The 14,324-nt window shown below is 70.9% G+C and carries 12 protein-coding genes; 5 read left to right on the plus strand and 7 right to left on the minus strand.

Annotation, left to right across the window (positions count from 1 at the left end; all coding sequences use genetic code 11):
* The first annotated feature begins 133 nt into the window (after nucleotides 1-133).
* On the plus strand, nucleotides 134-616 hold the full coding sequence (locus ACWD5Q_RS05630) for a VOC family protein (protein ID WP_451425726.1): 483 nt from the start codon (nucleotides 134-136) through the stop codon (nucleotides 614-616).
* A 70-nt stretch (nucleotides 617-686) separates the two neighbouring features.
* Here the strand turns inward: ACWD5Q_RS05630 and ACWD5Q_RS05635 are convergent, their stop codons facing one another.
* On the minus strand, nucleotides 687-974 hold the full coding sequence (locus ACWD5Q_RS05635) for a helix-turn-helix domain-containing protein (protein WP_451425727.1): 288 nt from the start codon (nucleotides 972-974) through the stop codon (nucleotides 687-689).
* Nucleotides 975-1,294: 320 nt separating this feature from the next.
* On the opposite strand from ACWD5Q_RS05635, the gene ACWD5Q_RS05640 reads away from it, so the two are divergent.
* Nucleotides 1,295-2,059, plus strand: a complete 765-nt coding sequence (locus ACWD5Q_RS05640; protein ID WP_451425728.1) for a maleylpyruvate isomerase family mycothiol-dependent enzyme — start codon at nucleotides 1,295-1,297, stop codon at nucleotides 2,057-2,059.
* A gap of 3 nt (nucleotides 2,060-2,062) precedes the next feature.
* Here ACWD5Q_RS05640 and ACWD5Q_RS05645 read toward each other — a convergent pair whose 3' ends face one another.
* Nucleotides 2,063-3,124 carry a DUF4158 domain-containing protein gene (locus tag ACWD5Q_RS05645; RefSeq protein ID WP_451425729.1) on the minus strand — a complete coding sequence of 354 codons (1,062 nt, stop codon included), beginning with the start codon at nucleotides 3,122-3,124 and terminating at the stop codon, nucleotides 2,063-2,065.
* A 294-nt stretch (nucleotides 3,125-3,418) separates the two neighbouring features.
* Entirely contained in the window at nucleotides 3,419-4,918 is a 1,500-nt protein-coding gene (locus ACWD5Q_RS05650; RefSeq protein ID WP_451425730.1) for an MFS transporter, read from the minus strand.
* A 181-nt stretch (nucleotides 4,919-5,099) separates the two neighbouring features.
* On the opposite strand from ACWD5Q_RS05650, the gene ACWD5Q_RS05655 reads away from it, so the two are divergent.
* Together ACWD5Q_RS05655 and ACWD5Q_RS05660 are read left to right on the plus strand one after the other, a co-directional pair.
* Nucleotides 5,100-5,441 (plus strand): ArsR/SmtB family transcription factor, encoded by a 342-nt coding sequence (locus ACWD5Q_RS05655; protein ID WP_451425731.1) that lies wholly within the window; start codon nucleotides 5,100-5,102, stop codon nucleotides 5,439-5,441.
* Between the two features lie 5 nt (nucleotides 5,442-5,446).
* Nucleotides 5,447-5,977, plus strand: a complete 531-nt coding sequence (locus tag ACWD5Q_RS05660) for an SRPBCC family protein (protein ID WP_451425732.1) — start codon at nucleotides 5,447-5,449, stop codon at nucleotides 5,975-5,977.
* Between the two features lie 4 nt (nucleotides 5,978-5,981).
* On the opposite strand, the gene ACWD5Q_RS05665 is transcribed toward ACWD5Q_RS05660, so the two are convergent.
* The 4 genes from ACWD5Q_RS05665 to ACWD5Q_RS05680 form a co-directional block, all read right to left on the minus strand.
* Nucleotides 5,982-8,798, minus strand: coding sequence for an NHLP bacteriocin export ABC transporter permease/ATPase subunit (locus ACWD5Q_RS05665; RefSeq protein WP_451425733.1), 2,817 nt, complete (start codon nucleotides 8,796-8,798; stop codon nucleotides 5,982-5,984).
* A 1-nt stretch (nucleotide 8,799) separates the two neighbouring features.
* Nucleotides 8,800-11,034 carry an NHLP family bacteriocin export ABC transporter peptidase/permease/ATPase subunit gene (locus ACWD5Q_RS05670; RefSeq protein ID WP_451425734.1) on the minus strand — a complete coding sequence of 745 codons (2,235 nt, stop codon included), beginning with the start codon at nucleotides 11,032-11,034 and terminating at the stop codon, nucleotides 8,800-8,802.
* Entirely contained in the window at nucleotides 11,031-11,837 is an 807-nt protein-coding gene (locus ACWD5Q_RS05675) for an HlyD family efflux transporter periplasmic adaptor subunit (protein ID WP_451425735.1), read from the minus strand. Before ACWD5Q_RS05675 ends, ACWD5Q_RS05670 begins: the two co-directional genes overlap by 4 nt.
* Nucleotides 11,838-11,929: 92 nt before the next feature.
* Entirely contained in the window at nucleotides 11,930-12,145 is a 216-nt protein-coding gene (locus ACWD5Q_RS05680; protein WP_451425736.1) for a type A2 lantipeptide, read from the minus strand.
* A gap of 614 nt (nucleotides 12,146-12,759) precedes the next feature.
* Here ACWD5Q_RS05680 and ACWD5Q_RS05685 point away from each other — a divergent pair.
* On the plus strand, nucleotides 12,760-14,025 hold the full coding sequence (locus tag ACWD5Q_RS05685; protein WP_451425737.1) for a S1 family peptidase: 1,266 nt from the start codon (nucleotides 12,760-12,762) through the stop codon (nucleotides 14,023-14,025).
* Nucleotides 14,026-14,324: the final 299 nt, after the last annotated feature.

Here is a 14,324-nt window from a genome sequence, read left to right on the forward strand (position 1 = left end):
GCGGATCGTAGCCCGGCCGCCGGGGGACCGCACCCCGATGAGGCGGCCGGGAAAGTGACCCGCTCGCCACCGATGAGTGGGAGGCCGAGGATCGGTCTACCGGGGTGAGGACATCCCATCCGAGGAGGTACCCATGCCCACCGACGGATTCACCACGTGTCTGTGGTTCGACGGCCAGGCCGAGGAAGCGGCCGAATTCTATGTGTCCGTCTTCAAGAACTCCCGGCTCGGCCGCGTAGGCCGCACCACCGACGCCGGCCCCGGTCCGGCCGGCTCCGTCATGGTCGTCGAGTTCGAGGCCAATGGCCAGAAGTTCGTCGCCCTGAACGGCGGCCCGCAGTTCACCTTCAGCGAGGCCGTGTCCTTCCAGATCCTCTGCGACGACCAGGAGGAGGTGGACCACTACTGGAGCCAGCTCACCGAGGGCGGCGGCGAGGCCGGCCCGTGCGGCTGGCTCAAGGACCGGTACGGCCTGTCCTGGCAGGTCGTACCGGCCCGGCTGATCGAGCTGATCAGCGACCCGGACGCGGCGAAGGCGGCCCGCACCACCCAGGTGATGATGACGATGTCCAAACTGGACATCGCGGCTCTGGAGAAGGTGTACGCGGGCGAGTAGCGTCCCGGGCGGAACGGCCCCGGAGTCCTAGCCCGGACACCAGGGAACAAGTAACCAGCCGGTAGTGCTTTCAGGGCCTCGTGACCGCGGTTTTCTTCGGCTGGCGAGGCACGGTCATGGCCTTGTCGAGGTGCCCGTACACCGTGGACCGCCGGACGCCGAACATGTCGGCGATCTGCTGGACGGTCTTCTCCCGCTCGTCGTAGAGCCGTTGGGCGAGCGTGGCCCGGTCCTCGGTGAGCTTGGGCCGGCTCCCGACGACCCGGCCGCGGGCCCGCGCGCAGGCGAGCCCGTCGTTGGTGTTCGCCACGATCAGCTCGCGCTGGAGCTCAGCGAGCACGCTGAGCATGCCGAACATGGCCCTCCCTCCATAGTGGACGTGTCGATGTAACGCGACGCGCGGGAGCGGGCCGAAGCTGCCCGGCGTGCCCAGGAAGCGGCGGAAGCGGAGCGGGAGGCGACGGGAGGTCGCCGGACTGCAGGAGTGGGCGGCGGCCGCGCTCGCGGACCCGTCCGTGGTCGTCCTCGACACGGCTATCCGGGCAGACGCCTGTCTCACCAGCGCAGATCGTTGCGATCGGTCAACCGGCGAACTCACTCGATCGAGCAACCTCACGAGCTTTGCCGATCGGTCTTAATCGAGTGCGGGAGTCCCGGTCCGGGTGATACAAGGTCTGCGTGACTGAGCATCTCTACTTCCCCACCCTGCTGCGGATGATTGACGAGCGGTCCGCTGCGTTCCGCGCCGCCGTCGCCGCGGCCCCCAGCCTCGACGCCGACGTCCCGTCCTGCCCGGGCTGGACGCTGTACGACCTGGCGAACCACCTCAGTGAGGGGGACCGCTTCTGGGGCTACATCGTGCTGAACACCGCGCCGGGCGACGAGCGGCCGAGCAAGGACGGGCTGGCGGCGCCCAGGGAGCGCGAGGCCCTCATAACCTGGCTGGCCGACTCGACGGAGCAGCTGCTTACTGCTCTGCGTGAGGCCGGCCCGGACCGGGGCTGCTGGGCCTGGTGGGAGCCGCTGGCCTCGCCGCACACGGTGGCCGCCGTGGCCCGCCGCCGCGTCCCGGAGTCGCTGATCCACACCTACGACGCCCAGCTGGCCTCCGGTACCCCGCAGGAGCTGCCGACGACCGAGGCGGTCGACGCCATCGAGGAGTTCCTCGCCACCGTCTGCACCGTCACGGTCCCGTGGCCGGGCGAGCCCGCCACCATGGACTACCACGCAGCCGAGGCTGGCTCCTGGCGCCAGACGGTGGACGCCGCCGGTTCCCGCTTCACCCGCCTCACCGCGGCGGAGGCCGCCGAGAGCAAGCCCACCGCCGCCATCTACGGCACGGCGAGCGAGATGGCCCTGCTCATGTACATGCGCATCCCGGCCGGCTCGCTGCGGATGGAGGGCGACGCCGACCTGCTCCAGCAGCTGCAGGACTGGGACTAAGGCTCACTGGAATGCTGACGCGCGATGGCGGTCACGACTCCGCTCCGTGAAAGTGTCTCGCGCAGGACATGGTTGTCGAGGGCCAGCGCCTGGACCTGCTGAGCAAGGATGTCCACCGACCGGCGAAGGCTCTGGATCTCCTCGTGGCGAGCCCGCTTGGCTTCGCGCAGTTCTCCCTGCAGCTCGCGGATCCGCTCGCGCAACGTTGCTGGGACATCCGGACCGCTGGTCCGCTCCTCGACCTTCTGCCGGAACCGTTCGACGACCTCGCCGGCCCGGTAGGCGGTTGCGCGGCTCACCCCCGGCTTCCCGGGCGAGGGATGCGACGGTGAGGCTGCCGTCGCTCCGGATCGGCTCGTCGGCCAGGAGCCGGTCCATCGCGGTCTCCAAGGCCGCGGCGGCGTCCTCGGTGACGCTCATCGCCCCTCCTCCTGCCCGGCTGGGGTACATCTTGATCGCCCGCGCCCGCCACGCGGCCACCAGCTTCTCCGAGCAGTCCGCCAACAGCCCCTCGGGCAGCCCGAGTCTGCGCACGTCGTTCAGCTTGTTGACCTCGGTCAGCAGGGAGTCCAGGCCGACCGCACCCGGGTCACGCTTGAGCAGCGCCAGCAGCCGGGCCACCCCGACCTCACTCAGACGCTCGATGGCCCGCGCGCAGAACGCCCGCTCCCACCGGTTGCGGGCCGCGACCAGCACCTTCTCAATCCGGGTCCGGCCCGGCGGCTCGATACTCCGCGCCCGGCACTCGACCAGCAGGGCCTCCCGCTGCCGGTCCACCACCAACTCGACCGGGCCCACCTCCATGGCCAGCCACGCGGTGAGCTGTTCCTCGTCCTCCAGCGTCGCCGGCCGGAACCCCAGGGCCTCGCGGATCTGCTTCCGGTGACGCTTCGCGCCCGCCAGGTCGTACTTCGTAAGCTCCGCAGCCGGCACCTTCACCAGACCGGCGACGTACTCCACGGCGGGCGGCGGGAACTCCTCGATGAACTCCGGGAACCGGGCCTCGATCTCGAAGAACTTCAGCATCAGGCAGAAGTCAAGCCTCGGCGACCACTGCTGTCGCACACCCGCCCCTTGTCGTCAGCCCTCCGGGCATTCACCCGGACAGCCCTACGAGGCGTCCTGTCACGGGAAACGGCGGAGAAACGAGCCCCGGAACCTACTGGCGGGTTACTTGTTCCCCAGTGTCCGGGCTGGGACTCCGGGGCCGGAACCGGGTGCTCGTCGCCCACCGGCCCGCCGTACCGGAAGGCGAGATCGTCCAGCAGGCACGGCTCGCCGCTGTCGTCGTCCGGTGCCGGGAATGGGGGGAGGGGCCGTCTCCCTGCGGGCGGCGGCCCCTCGGCTGCGGAGACCTGATCACATGTGGACGACGGGGGCACCCTCGGCGGCGGGCTGCCGGGTGCCGCGGCGATAGAGCAGGAACGCGATGACCGCGCCCACGGCGAAGAAGCCCGCCGACCAGCCGAAGGCGGTGGTGTAGCTCTCGATGGTCGCCTGCGCCTGGACCAACTTGCTGGTCGCGTCCTTGCCGGCCAGATAGTCGGTCGCGGCGCTCGCGGCCAGAGTGTTCAGCAGCGCCGTGCCGATGGAACCGCCCACCTGCTGCATCGCGTTGACCGTCGCGGAGGCGACCCCCGCGTCCCCCGCCGCGACCCCGCCGGTGGCGAGCTGCATGGCAGGCGGCATCACCAGGCCGAGACCCACGCCCATCACGACGAGCTGCGGCAGCACCGCGCTCAGGTAGTGCGAGCCGAGCCCGATGCCGGTGAGCCAGGCCATGCCGGCCGTGGCGACGGCGAAGCCGAGCGGGATCACGGTCCTCGGACCGATCCGCGGCAGCAGCACCGTGGTGCCGAGCTGCGCCGTCACCATCAGCGCCCCGACCATCGGCAGGAACGCCACACCGGTCTTCGTCGGGCTGAAACCGAGGTTCAGCTGGAGGTAGTAGGTGAGGAAGAGGAAGACGCCGAACATGCCCGCGCCGGAGATCAGCACCGCGAGATAGGAGGCCGCGCGGTCGCGGTCCAGCAGGACGCGCAGCGGCAGCAGCGGGTGCGCGGCCCGGGTCTGCCACCAGGAGAAGGCCGAGAGCAGCAGACCGCCCGCGACCAGGAAGCCCCAGGTCTGCGGCGAACCCCAGTGGTGGGTCTCGGCGTTCGAGAAGCCGTAGACGAGGGAGAAGAGACCGCCGGCGACCAGGACCGTGCCCGGCACGTCGAGCTTGGAGTTCGCCGCGTCCCGGTGGTTGCCGAGCAGGATCCAGCCGCCCGCGAAGGCGACGACGGCGATGGCCACGTTCACATAGAGCGTCCAGCGCCAGTCGAGCGCGTCGGTCAGCAGCCCGCCCAGCAGCAGGCCGACCGCGCCGCCCGCGCCCGCGATCGCGCCGTACACGCTGAAGGCCCGCGCCCGCTCCCGGGCATCGGTGAACGTGGTGTTGAGCAGCGACAGCGCGGCCGGTGCCAGCAGCGCGCCGAAGACGCCCTGCAGGGCGCGGGCGGTGACCAGCATGCCGAAGCCGGTGGCGGCGCCGCCGAGCGCGGAGGCCGCCGCGAAGCCGACGACCCCGACGAGGAACGCGGGCTTGCGGCCGAACAGGTCCGCGATCCGCCCGCCGAGCAGCAGCAGGGACGCGAACGCCAGCGCGTACGCGGTGACGATCCACTGCCGGTTGGCGTCGGAGAAGCCCAGGTCCGCCTGGGCGGACGGGAGGGCGATGTTCACGATGGTGGCGTCCAGCACCACCATCAGCTGCGCGGTCGCGACGACCGCGAGGATCCACCACCGCTTCGGCGCGGCCGTGGGCGGTGCCTCCACGGCGTCCGTCGGGATGCCGTTCTTCACCGTCTGGGACATGGCGGAACCACTCCAGGGAAAGTCGTTCGGAGGACAGCCTCATAAACGAAACTGTTTCGTACGCATCGCAACGCTAGACCGTTTCTCGCGAAACGGCAACGTTTCGATGGGGTCGGCGCGTCCAAGGTCCGCGTTCTTTCATTCCTTGACGGGAATATAACCATCAGGGCATATTGAGGCTGTGTCCGATGCCTCCTTGTGGTCCGCTCTCGGGGACCCCCACCGACGGGCCATCGTCGCGCTGCTCCTGGAGCGGCCGCGGCCCGTCGGTGAGATCGTCGAGGCGTGCGGTCTCAGCCAGCCGAGCACGTCGAAGCATCTGAAGGTGCTGCGCGACGCGGGCCTGGTGCGCGTACGACAGGACGCGCAGCGCCGGGTGTACGCGCTCGACCCGGCCCCGATCGCCGCACTCGACGCCTGGCTCGCCCCCTACCGCAGGCTGTGGAACAGCAGCCTCGACGCGCTGGGACGGCGCCTCGACGAGACCTCGGACGACCCCGACGAACCCCCCACGAAGGACTGATCAGCATGGCCGCCGATCTCACCGGCACCTACCTCACCCTCGACGACGGCCGCCCCGCCGTCCGCTTCAGCCGGGTCTACGACCACCCGGCCGACCATGTCTGGCGGCTGGTCACCGACCCTGACGAACTCGTCCGGTGGTTCCCCTCCCGCGCCGAGTTCGAGCTGCGCCCCGGCGGCACCGTCCACTTCAGCGGGGACCCCCATATGCCGGAGCCCACGGGCACGGTCCTGGCTGTCGACGCGCCCCGGCACCTCTCCTTCACCTGGGGTGGCGACGAACTGCGCTTCGAGCTGGAGGAGTTGGCGGGCGGACGGACCCGCTTCACCCTCACCAACGTCCTCGGGGAGCGGAACACCGCGGCCCGCAACGGCGCGGGCTGGGAGGTCTGCCTCGCGGCCCTGGACGCCCGGGCCCGCGGCGAGCGCTTCGAAGGCCCGCATGCCGGGCTCACCGCCCCCTGGAAGGAGTACTACGAGCGGTACGTCCAGGCCGGGATCCCCTCGGGCGCGCCCGTTCCCGGCACCGACGTCTGACCGCTCACGCCATCTGACGCCGCACCAGTTCGTGCAGCCGCCCGCCGGTGTCCGCGAGCAGCTCCGCCGGCGGGCCCTGCTGGGCTACCTTCCCGTCCTCCATCACGATGACCCGGTCCGCGTCGAGCACCGTGGACAGCCGGTGGGCGATCACGATCCGGGTGGCGTTCAGGGCACGGGTGGACTCGATGACCGTGCGCTGGGTCTCGTTGTCCAGCGCGCTCGTCGCCTCGTCGAAGAACAGGATGCGCGGGCGGCGGATCAGCGCCTGCGCGATCATCAGCCGCTGGCGCTGTCCGCCGGAGATCGCGCCGCTGCCCTGGACGATGGTGTGCAGGCCCATCGGCATCCGCTTGATGTCCTCGGCCAGCCCCGCCATCTCCGCCGCCGCCATCGCCTCCTCCGGCGTGTACGGCTCGGTGCCGCAGATGACGTCCAGGATCGAACCGGTGAACGGCTGGGCGTGCTGGAGCACCACCCCGCACTGCCGGCGCACCGCCGACTGGTCGAGCGCCGCGAGGTCCTGGCCGTCGTACAGGACGCTGCCCGAGACCGGCTTGTCGAAGCCGATCAGCAGGCGCAGCAGCGTCGACTTCCCGGAGCCGCTCGGGCCCACGATCGCCACGAACTCGCCCGGCTTCACCTCGAAGGACACATCGTCGAGGATCAGGGGGCCGTCGTCGCTGTAGCGGAACGACAGCCGGCGTGCCTCGATCGCGCCGGACAGCACGCCCGGCCGGGTGCTCGCCGTACGCACCTCCGGCATCGTGTCCAGGACCGGCCTGATCTCCTCGAACAGCGGCAGCGCCGCCACCGCCGAGACGAACGCGCCGGTGAGCTGGGTGACCGAGGTCAGCAGCATGGTCACCGAGGTGTTGAAGGTGAGGAAGTCGGCGGCCGACAGGGCGCCTCTGGCCGGGCCCGCGAGCAGGATGAACAGCAGCAGCGAGCACAGCGGCAGATACACCGAGCCCAGCACCGTGGTGAGGTTCTTGATCCGGCCCACCTTCTGCTGGAGTTCACGGCTGCGCGCGAACTCGCCGGCCCAGGCGGCATAGGCGTAGTTCTCGGCCGCCGCGACCCGCAGCTTGGGCAGCCCGCGCAGAGTCTGGAACGCCTGGTTGTTCAGCTTGTTGCCGAGCCGCACCAGCCGCCGCTGCCAGCGCACCTGCCACAGCCCGAGCCCCAGGAAGACGGCGGCGATGACGACGAGCATCGCGATCGCGGCCAGCGCCATGGGCACGCTGTACCACAGCAGCAGCCCCAGGTTCATCACACCGACCGTCACCGACTGGGCGACCACCGGACCGACTCCGGCGAGCAGCCGGCGAATGGCGCTGATGCCCATCGCCGCGCTCGCCAGCTCACCGGTGGAGCGCTCCGCGAAGAACTTCGTCGGCAGCCTCAGCAGGCGGTCCCAGATCGCCGGCTGGAGCGTCGCCTCGATCCGCCCCTCCAGGCGCAGGATGCTCAGGTTCTCCAGCAGCATGAACGCCGCCGCCACCACGCCGGTCACCATCAGGGCGAGGCAGACCTGGACGATCAGCCCCTCCTGTGCCTTCGGCACGAACTCGCCGAGCACCTTGCCGGTGGCGATGGGCACCAGCGCGCCGATGGCGACCGTCACCAGACCGCTGAGCAGCAGGCCCAGTAGATCGCCTCGGGTGCCGTGCACGCTGAAGCGCAACAGCCGCAGCGGGCCGAGCCGCTGCTCGGGCAGCGGACGGTAGAACATCACGGCTCGCTGCTCGAACTCCGCCGCGTTCGCCTTCTCGACGGGGGTCTCGCGGCCCGACGACGGCTGGACGGCGACGTAGCCGCCGCGCCGCCACAGCAGCGCGACCGGCGCTCCCGACAGCGCCCGGTGGCCCACCAGCGGCCCGACGTCGTCGCGCCACCAGCGACCGTCCAGTCGTACGGCCCGGGTGCGGACCCGGGAGGCGAGGGCGATGCGCTCGACCGGATCGAGGCGGTCGCTCTCGGTGCCGCTCCCCGCGGGGTCGGCCAGCGTGATCCCGGCCGCGCGCGCCACCAGCCTGCACGCCGCGTAGGTGGCGTCGGCGTCGGCCGCCGTCGTGCGTCGGGCCGACGGCCTGCCGATCGAGGCGAGCAGGGTGCGGTCGGCCTCGGCGCGGACGGCCTCGCCCGCCTTGATGCCGGCCGCGGTACGGCTCTCGTGGCCGCGCTCCACCTGCTCGATCCACCGGTCGAGGGCGGCGAGGAGCCGGTACTGCTGGTCGACCATCCCCTGCCAGACCGCGGGATCCATCAGCAGATCGGCCGCCGCCTCCGCCCCGTAGAGGGAGCCGTACTGGACGCTGCCCGGCGGCACCTGCATCCAGAACACGTCGTCGTCGGTGATCTCGGCGGCCCGTTCGCTCGCCATCGGCGCCTGGAAGAGGATCGACAGGCCCCGGCCGACGCCCAGGGCGAGCGCGTACTCCAGTGGGCTCGTCGTCGGCGGTACGTACTGCGGGTTGCCGTACGCGTCGTACGACCAGGTCTGGGTGTCGACCTGCTGGTACAGCTCGCGCAACTGGATCCGGCGCACCACGCAGTCCCGCACCGGGCGGGCGACCAGCGTGTGCTGGGGTCCCGCGACCGGGCCGAGCAGCAGCGAGCCCGCCTCGAGGCGGCCGAGGTGGTGCCAATGGCCCTGCGCGGCGGCGTCCACCGCGAACAGGTCCAGCGCGCCGGCCGCGACCAGCCACAGCACCTGAGGACCCTCCAGGTCGAGCCGGCTCAGGCCGGAGCAGTCGACCGGGGACCCCATCCCGCCCAGAGCCCCGAGAACGAGGTCGCCCTCGTGAACCGCCGTCATCTCATCGCTCCCTGACCAGCTCGGCATACGCCCCGCCGGCCGCCACCAGGGCGTCGTGCCGCCCGCGTTCCACGATCGTGCCGTGCTGGAGCACCACGATCTCGTCGCTGTCGCGCACGGTGCTGAGCCGGTGCGCGATCACCACGCAGGCGCAGCCCCGCTTGCGCAGGTTGTCGATCACGGTCTGCTCGGTCTCCGCGTCCAGGGCGCTGGTCACCTCGTCGAGGACCAGGATGCTGGGGTCGCGCACCAGCGCCCGGGCGATCTCCAGGCGTTGGCGCTGCCCCCCGGAGAAGTTCCGTCCGTCCTGCTCGACCCGGCTGCGGATGCCGCCCGGGCGGCGCATCACCACGTCGTACAGGGCCGCGTCCTTCAGCGCCGAGACCACCGCGTCGTCCGGGATCGAGGGATCCCACAGCGCCACGTTGTCGCGGACCGTGCCCTCGAAGAGGAAGACGTCCTGGTCGACGAAGGACACCGAGGCGGCGAGCGCGCCGCGCGGAATGTCCTCCAGGCGCCGCCCGTCGATGCGGATCTCGCCCTCCCACGGGGCGTACAGGCCCGAGATCAGCCGGGACACCGTCGACTTCCCGCTGCCCGAACCGCCGACCAGCGCCACCTGCTGACCCGGGCCGACGGTCAGGCTGAAGCCGTTCAGCAGCGGCTTGTCCAGGGGGCTGTAGCCGAACGTGATCTGCTCCAGTTCGACATGGCCGTGCAGCCGGCGGGTCGACTCGCCGTGACTGGCGCGGCCGTAGAGCGGGTCGGCCTGGAAGTTCTCCACGTCCTTCAGCCGGGCCACGTCCGCAGCGAAGTCCTGGATACGGCCCGCGACCCCGTTGAGCCGGGTGATCGGCGCGGTGAACCGGGTCACCAGGGCCTGGAAGGCGACCAGCAGACCGACCGAGATATGCCCCTCGACCGCCCGCAGTCCGCCGATCCACAGGATCAGCGCGCTGTTGAGCGTGGCGAGCGTCGGCGCGACCACACCCAGCCAGGCGCCCGGCACACCGAGCCGCTGCTGTTCCTCCAGCGTGGTGGCGTGCTGCCCCGCCCACTTGCGGAAGTAGCCGTCCTCGCCGCCGGTCGCCTTCATCGTCTCGATCAACTGCAGCCCGGTGTAGGCGGTGTTGGTGAGCCGGGCGCTGTCCGCCCGCAGTTTCGCGGTGCGCGTCGCCCGCAGCCGTACGACCACCCGCATCGCCACCACGTTGAGCAGCGCCACACCGATGCCGACGAACGTCAGCTGCGGGTCGTACGTGTACAGCAGCACCGCGTAGAGCACGACGACGACCGCGTCCACGCCCGCCGCCGCGAGGTCGCGGGCCAGGGTCTCGGCGACCGCGTCGTTGGACTGCAGGCGCTGCACCAGGTCGGCCGGGCTGCGCTGGGCGAAGAACGTCACCGGCAGGCGCAGCAGATGGCGCAGGAAGCGGGCGCTGGAGAGCGTGGAGGAGATGATCCGGCCGCGCAGCAGGTTCGCCTGCTGCAACCAGGTCAGCACGATCGTGAGCAGCACGCACGCGGCCATCGACGTGAACAGCACGCCCAGCAGCGAGGTCTGCCCGCCGATGAGGAACAGGTCGATGTAGGTCCGGCTGAGCGCGGGCATCGCGGCGCCCACCGCCACCAGGAGCAGGCTCGCGAGGATCGCGGCGGGCATCGTGCCCGAGGTGCCGCGCAGCCGGGCGGGCATGGCGCCCAGGATGCCCGGCCTGCGGCCGCCCCGGGTGAAATCCTCGCCCGGCTCCATCACCAGCGCGACCCCGGTGAAGCTGGTGTCGAAGTCCTCCATCGGCACGAAACGGCGGCCCTTGCCGGGGTCGTTGACGTACACGCCCCGGCGGCCGAAGCGGCGCCCCATGCCGTCGTAGACGACGTAGTGGTTGAACTCCCAGAACAGGATGGCCGGCGCCCGCACCTCGGCGAGCGCGGCCGTGTCCATCTGCATGCCCTTGGCCGTCAGGCCGTAACTGCGGGCCGCCTTCAGGAGGTTGCTGGCGCGCGAGCCGTCGCGGGAGACACCGCAGGCGATGCGCAGCTCCTCCAGCGGGATGTGCCGGCCGTAGTGCCCGAGCACCATGGCCAGGGAGGCGGCGCCGCACTCCACGGCCTCCATCTGCAGCACGGTGGGCGTGCGGACGGACTTCGTCCGGCCTTTGGGCGCGGGGCGCTTGGGCGGCACGGAGCGGCGTCTGCCCCGTACCGGGGGCAGGGTGTCCGAGGGAGCGGTCACGGCAGGAGCCAATCGACGGGACGCTGATCGGCCAGGCGGATCGAACCGGAGGCCAGGGTCATGGAGGTGAGGGCGAACGGGGGGCCGTCCACGGACGACCACCGGTAACCGCTCTTCGTGCCGGAGGACGTGTCGAGCCGCACCAGGACGGCCACCGGGCGGCCCTTCTTGGTGAACTGCTCACCGAGCTGGCTGTCGCCGAGGAACGCGGCGATCTGCTGCGCCGACTGGGGCATGCGGTCCACGGACTTCACATGACCGCGCAGCACTCCGTACTGCTGGGTCGGCACGGACTGGACGGTGAGGTCGACGGAGGCGTTCGCGGGAACGGCGGCGGCGTTCTCGGCGGGCACGTACACCGTCGCGTACAGCGGGTCGGAGGCGTGCGCGACCTTCTCCACCGCGGCGACGTTCGTCCCGGTCTGGATGATCTGGCCGATGGTGGCGCCCAGCGCGGTGACGCGACCCGCGGCGACCGTACGGACCACGGAGTCGCCCTGGCTCGTCCGCACCTTCACCACGGGCGCGTCCGCGGGGAGCTGTTCGCCCTCCTTGGCGAGAACCGCTATGACCTGTCCGGCGACGGGGCTCTGCAGCAGATAACTGCCCTCCCCGTGCGTGAGGATGGCCGACGCGCTGACCGTGGAGGCCACCGAGCCGGTGACGGCCCACACCGACGCGGCGGCCATGGCGACCACCGTCACGCCGAGCACGAGCCAGCCCTGGGGGCGGGCGAAGCGGACCGGAAGGTCCAGCTCCTCCGGCGACTGCAGCTTGGCGAGGGCCTGTTGGCGGAACTGCACGGAACTTTCCCTCACCTGTTCGGAGCGATTTACGGCATCCGAGAGTCCCGGAACCGGGAGACGGTTCCGGGACTCAACGGCACAAGCTGCGATCAGAGGCCGGCGACCAGGCCGGTGACCGGGGCGACGTTCAGGCCGGTGACACCCTCGACGGTGCCGATGGCCGTGCCGACCAGGCCGGAAACCGGGGCAACGCTGTCGACCACGCCGGTGACGGTGCCAACGGCGTTGATCTGCAGGCCACCCGAAACGGCGTCCAGCTCGGCGTCCGAGATCTCGGCGGTCTCAACCTGGGGGGTGGAGTTCATGATGGAACTTCCCTTCATATGGATATTCACAAGGGGAGAGCGGCCCCCCTCTGGGGACAGATGGTCGGCCGCGTCCGCAGGTGCCGGGATCCGTCGCCGGGCCCCATGGGGGCGGCCCCCGCGGTGCAACGGATCAAAGCACGTCGGAGCGCGGCTCTTCCAATCAACCAGCGCCCTCACCAGGGCACTTGGTGTCCCGGCGCGGTGATCCGTGCAGGCGCGCGCACGGTGCGTCGGCGACTTCTTCACATGCCGCGCCGCATCGGAACGCTCGGTCTCTTGCCGCCCGGAAGCCGAATGGGACACTCCTGGTCCAATGGCGCGAGCCCCGGCGCGCACGTGTGCAGATCCGTCGTGCACGGTGGCTCGGTTGCGCAATCGATGTGCAGATTCCCTGAAGCCGGGATTCGGCTCCCCGTGTTGAACCGAACGTCACCAAGCGGCAACGGAACGTGTGTGTACGGAACTTGGTGCGGCCGGTTGCTTGCGGAACCTGCCGTCGGTGCAGGAGCGGCTGAACGCCCCACATGACACGTACGTATCAACAGGCATCCAGGCGCCCCAGTCAGCTGCCGGACGGCGGCAACGCACCCCCGTCCCCAGGAGGTCGAGAGTTGAGTCACAAACGCATACCCAAGCGCAAGGCCGTGATCGCGGCGGGAAGCGTGGCGGCGCTCGGAGCAGCGGCCCTCCTTCTGCCCAACGCCAACGCGTCCCAGACGGATTCGTCAAACGCCGCTCCGAAGACGTTCAAGGCGAACGACGCCTCGGACCTCGCCTCGCAGATCGCCGCTCAGCTCGGCGGTGCCTTCGCGGGCTCGTACTACGACGCCGGCAAGCAGCAGATCGTCATCAACGTGGTCGGCGACAACAGCAACGTCGTCAACACCATCAGAAAGGCCGGCGCGATCCCCAACCAGGTGCACAACAGCACCGTCGCGCTCCAGGCCGCCGCCAAGACGCTCAAGGCGAAGGCCACGATCCCCGGCACCGCGTGGACCGTGGACCCCAGGACCAACAAGATCCGGGTCACCGCCGACAGCACGGTCACCGGCGCCCGGTGGGACACGCTGGAGTCGACGGTCAAGAGCCTCGGCACGGGCACGGCGACCCTCAAGAAGTCCGGCGGCACGTTCAAGACGCTGCTGTCGGGCGGTGACGCCATCTTCGCCCAGGCCAACGGCGGCGGCGTCCGCTGTTCCCTCGGCTTCAACGTCACCACGAGTGACGGCAGCCCGGCCTTCCTGACGGCCGGTCACTGCGGAGTCGCGGCCAAGCAGTGGTCCGACTCCCAGAACGGCCGGCCGATCGCCACCGTCGACCAGGCCACCTTCCCCGGCAACGGCGACTTCTCGCTCGTCACGTACGACGATCCCAACACCCAGGCCCCGAGCGAGGTCAACGCCGGCAACGGGCAGACGGTCCAGATCACCCAGGCCGCGGACGCGGTGGTGGGCCAGCGGGTCTTCCGGATGGGCAGCACCACCGGTCTGCACGACGGAACCGTCACCGGACTCGACGCCACCGTCAACTTCCAGAGCGAGACCGACCCGGCCGGCGTCGACACCGTCACCGGCCTCATCCAGACCGACGTCTGCGCCGAGACCGGTGACAGCGGCGGCTCCCTGTTCACCCAGGACGGCAGCGCGGTCGGCCTCACCTCGGGCGGCAGCGGCGACTGCACCGCGGGCGGCGAGACCTTCTTCCAGCCGGTGACCGCGGCGCTCAAGGCGACCGGCGCCACGCTCGCCGCGGGCGGCGCGGCGGGCTCGGGCGACCAGAGCGGGTCCGGTCAGCAGAGCGCGAGCCCCGGCGACCAGAGCGGGTCCGGTCAGCAGGCGGGCGGCGCGGCCGACGGATCCTCGCTGACGAGCCACTGAGTCACTGAGCCGCAGAGCAACGGAGCTGTAAAGCAACGGAGTTACTGGGTCGCAGATTCGGTAGTTCAGTATGTCTGTGTGCCGGTCCGGCCCTCCGGGGGGAGGGCCGGACCGCTCGGCATCGGCCGAGCACGCCCCCGGACGTTCGAGGCCGCGAAGTCCCCCCGGCCGGGGCGGTGTCCGGACCGGTCACCCCTCGTCGGCGCCCCGCCTCCCGCCGCCCTGTGATAACGACACGCACAAGGAGCTGCGCCGACACACGCAAGGGGGCTGCGCCAAAGTCGCGGAAGCGCTGTAAT

It is taken from the genome of Streptomyces sp. NPDC002513 (genome assembly GCF_053595355.1).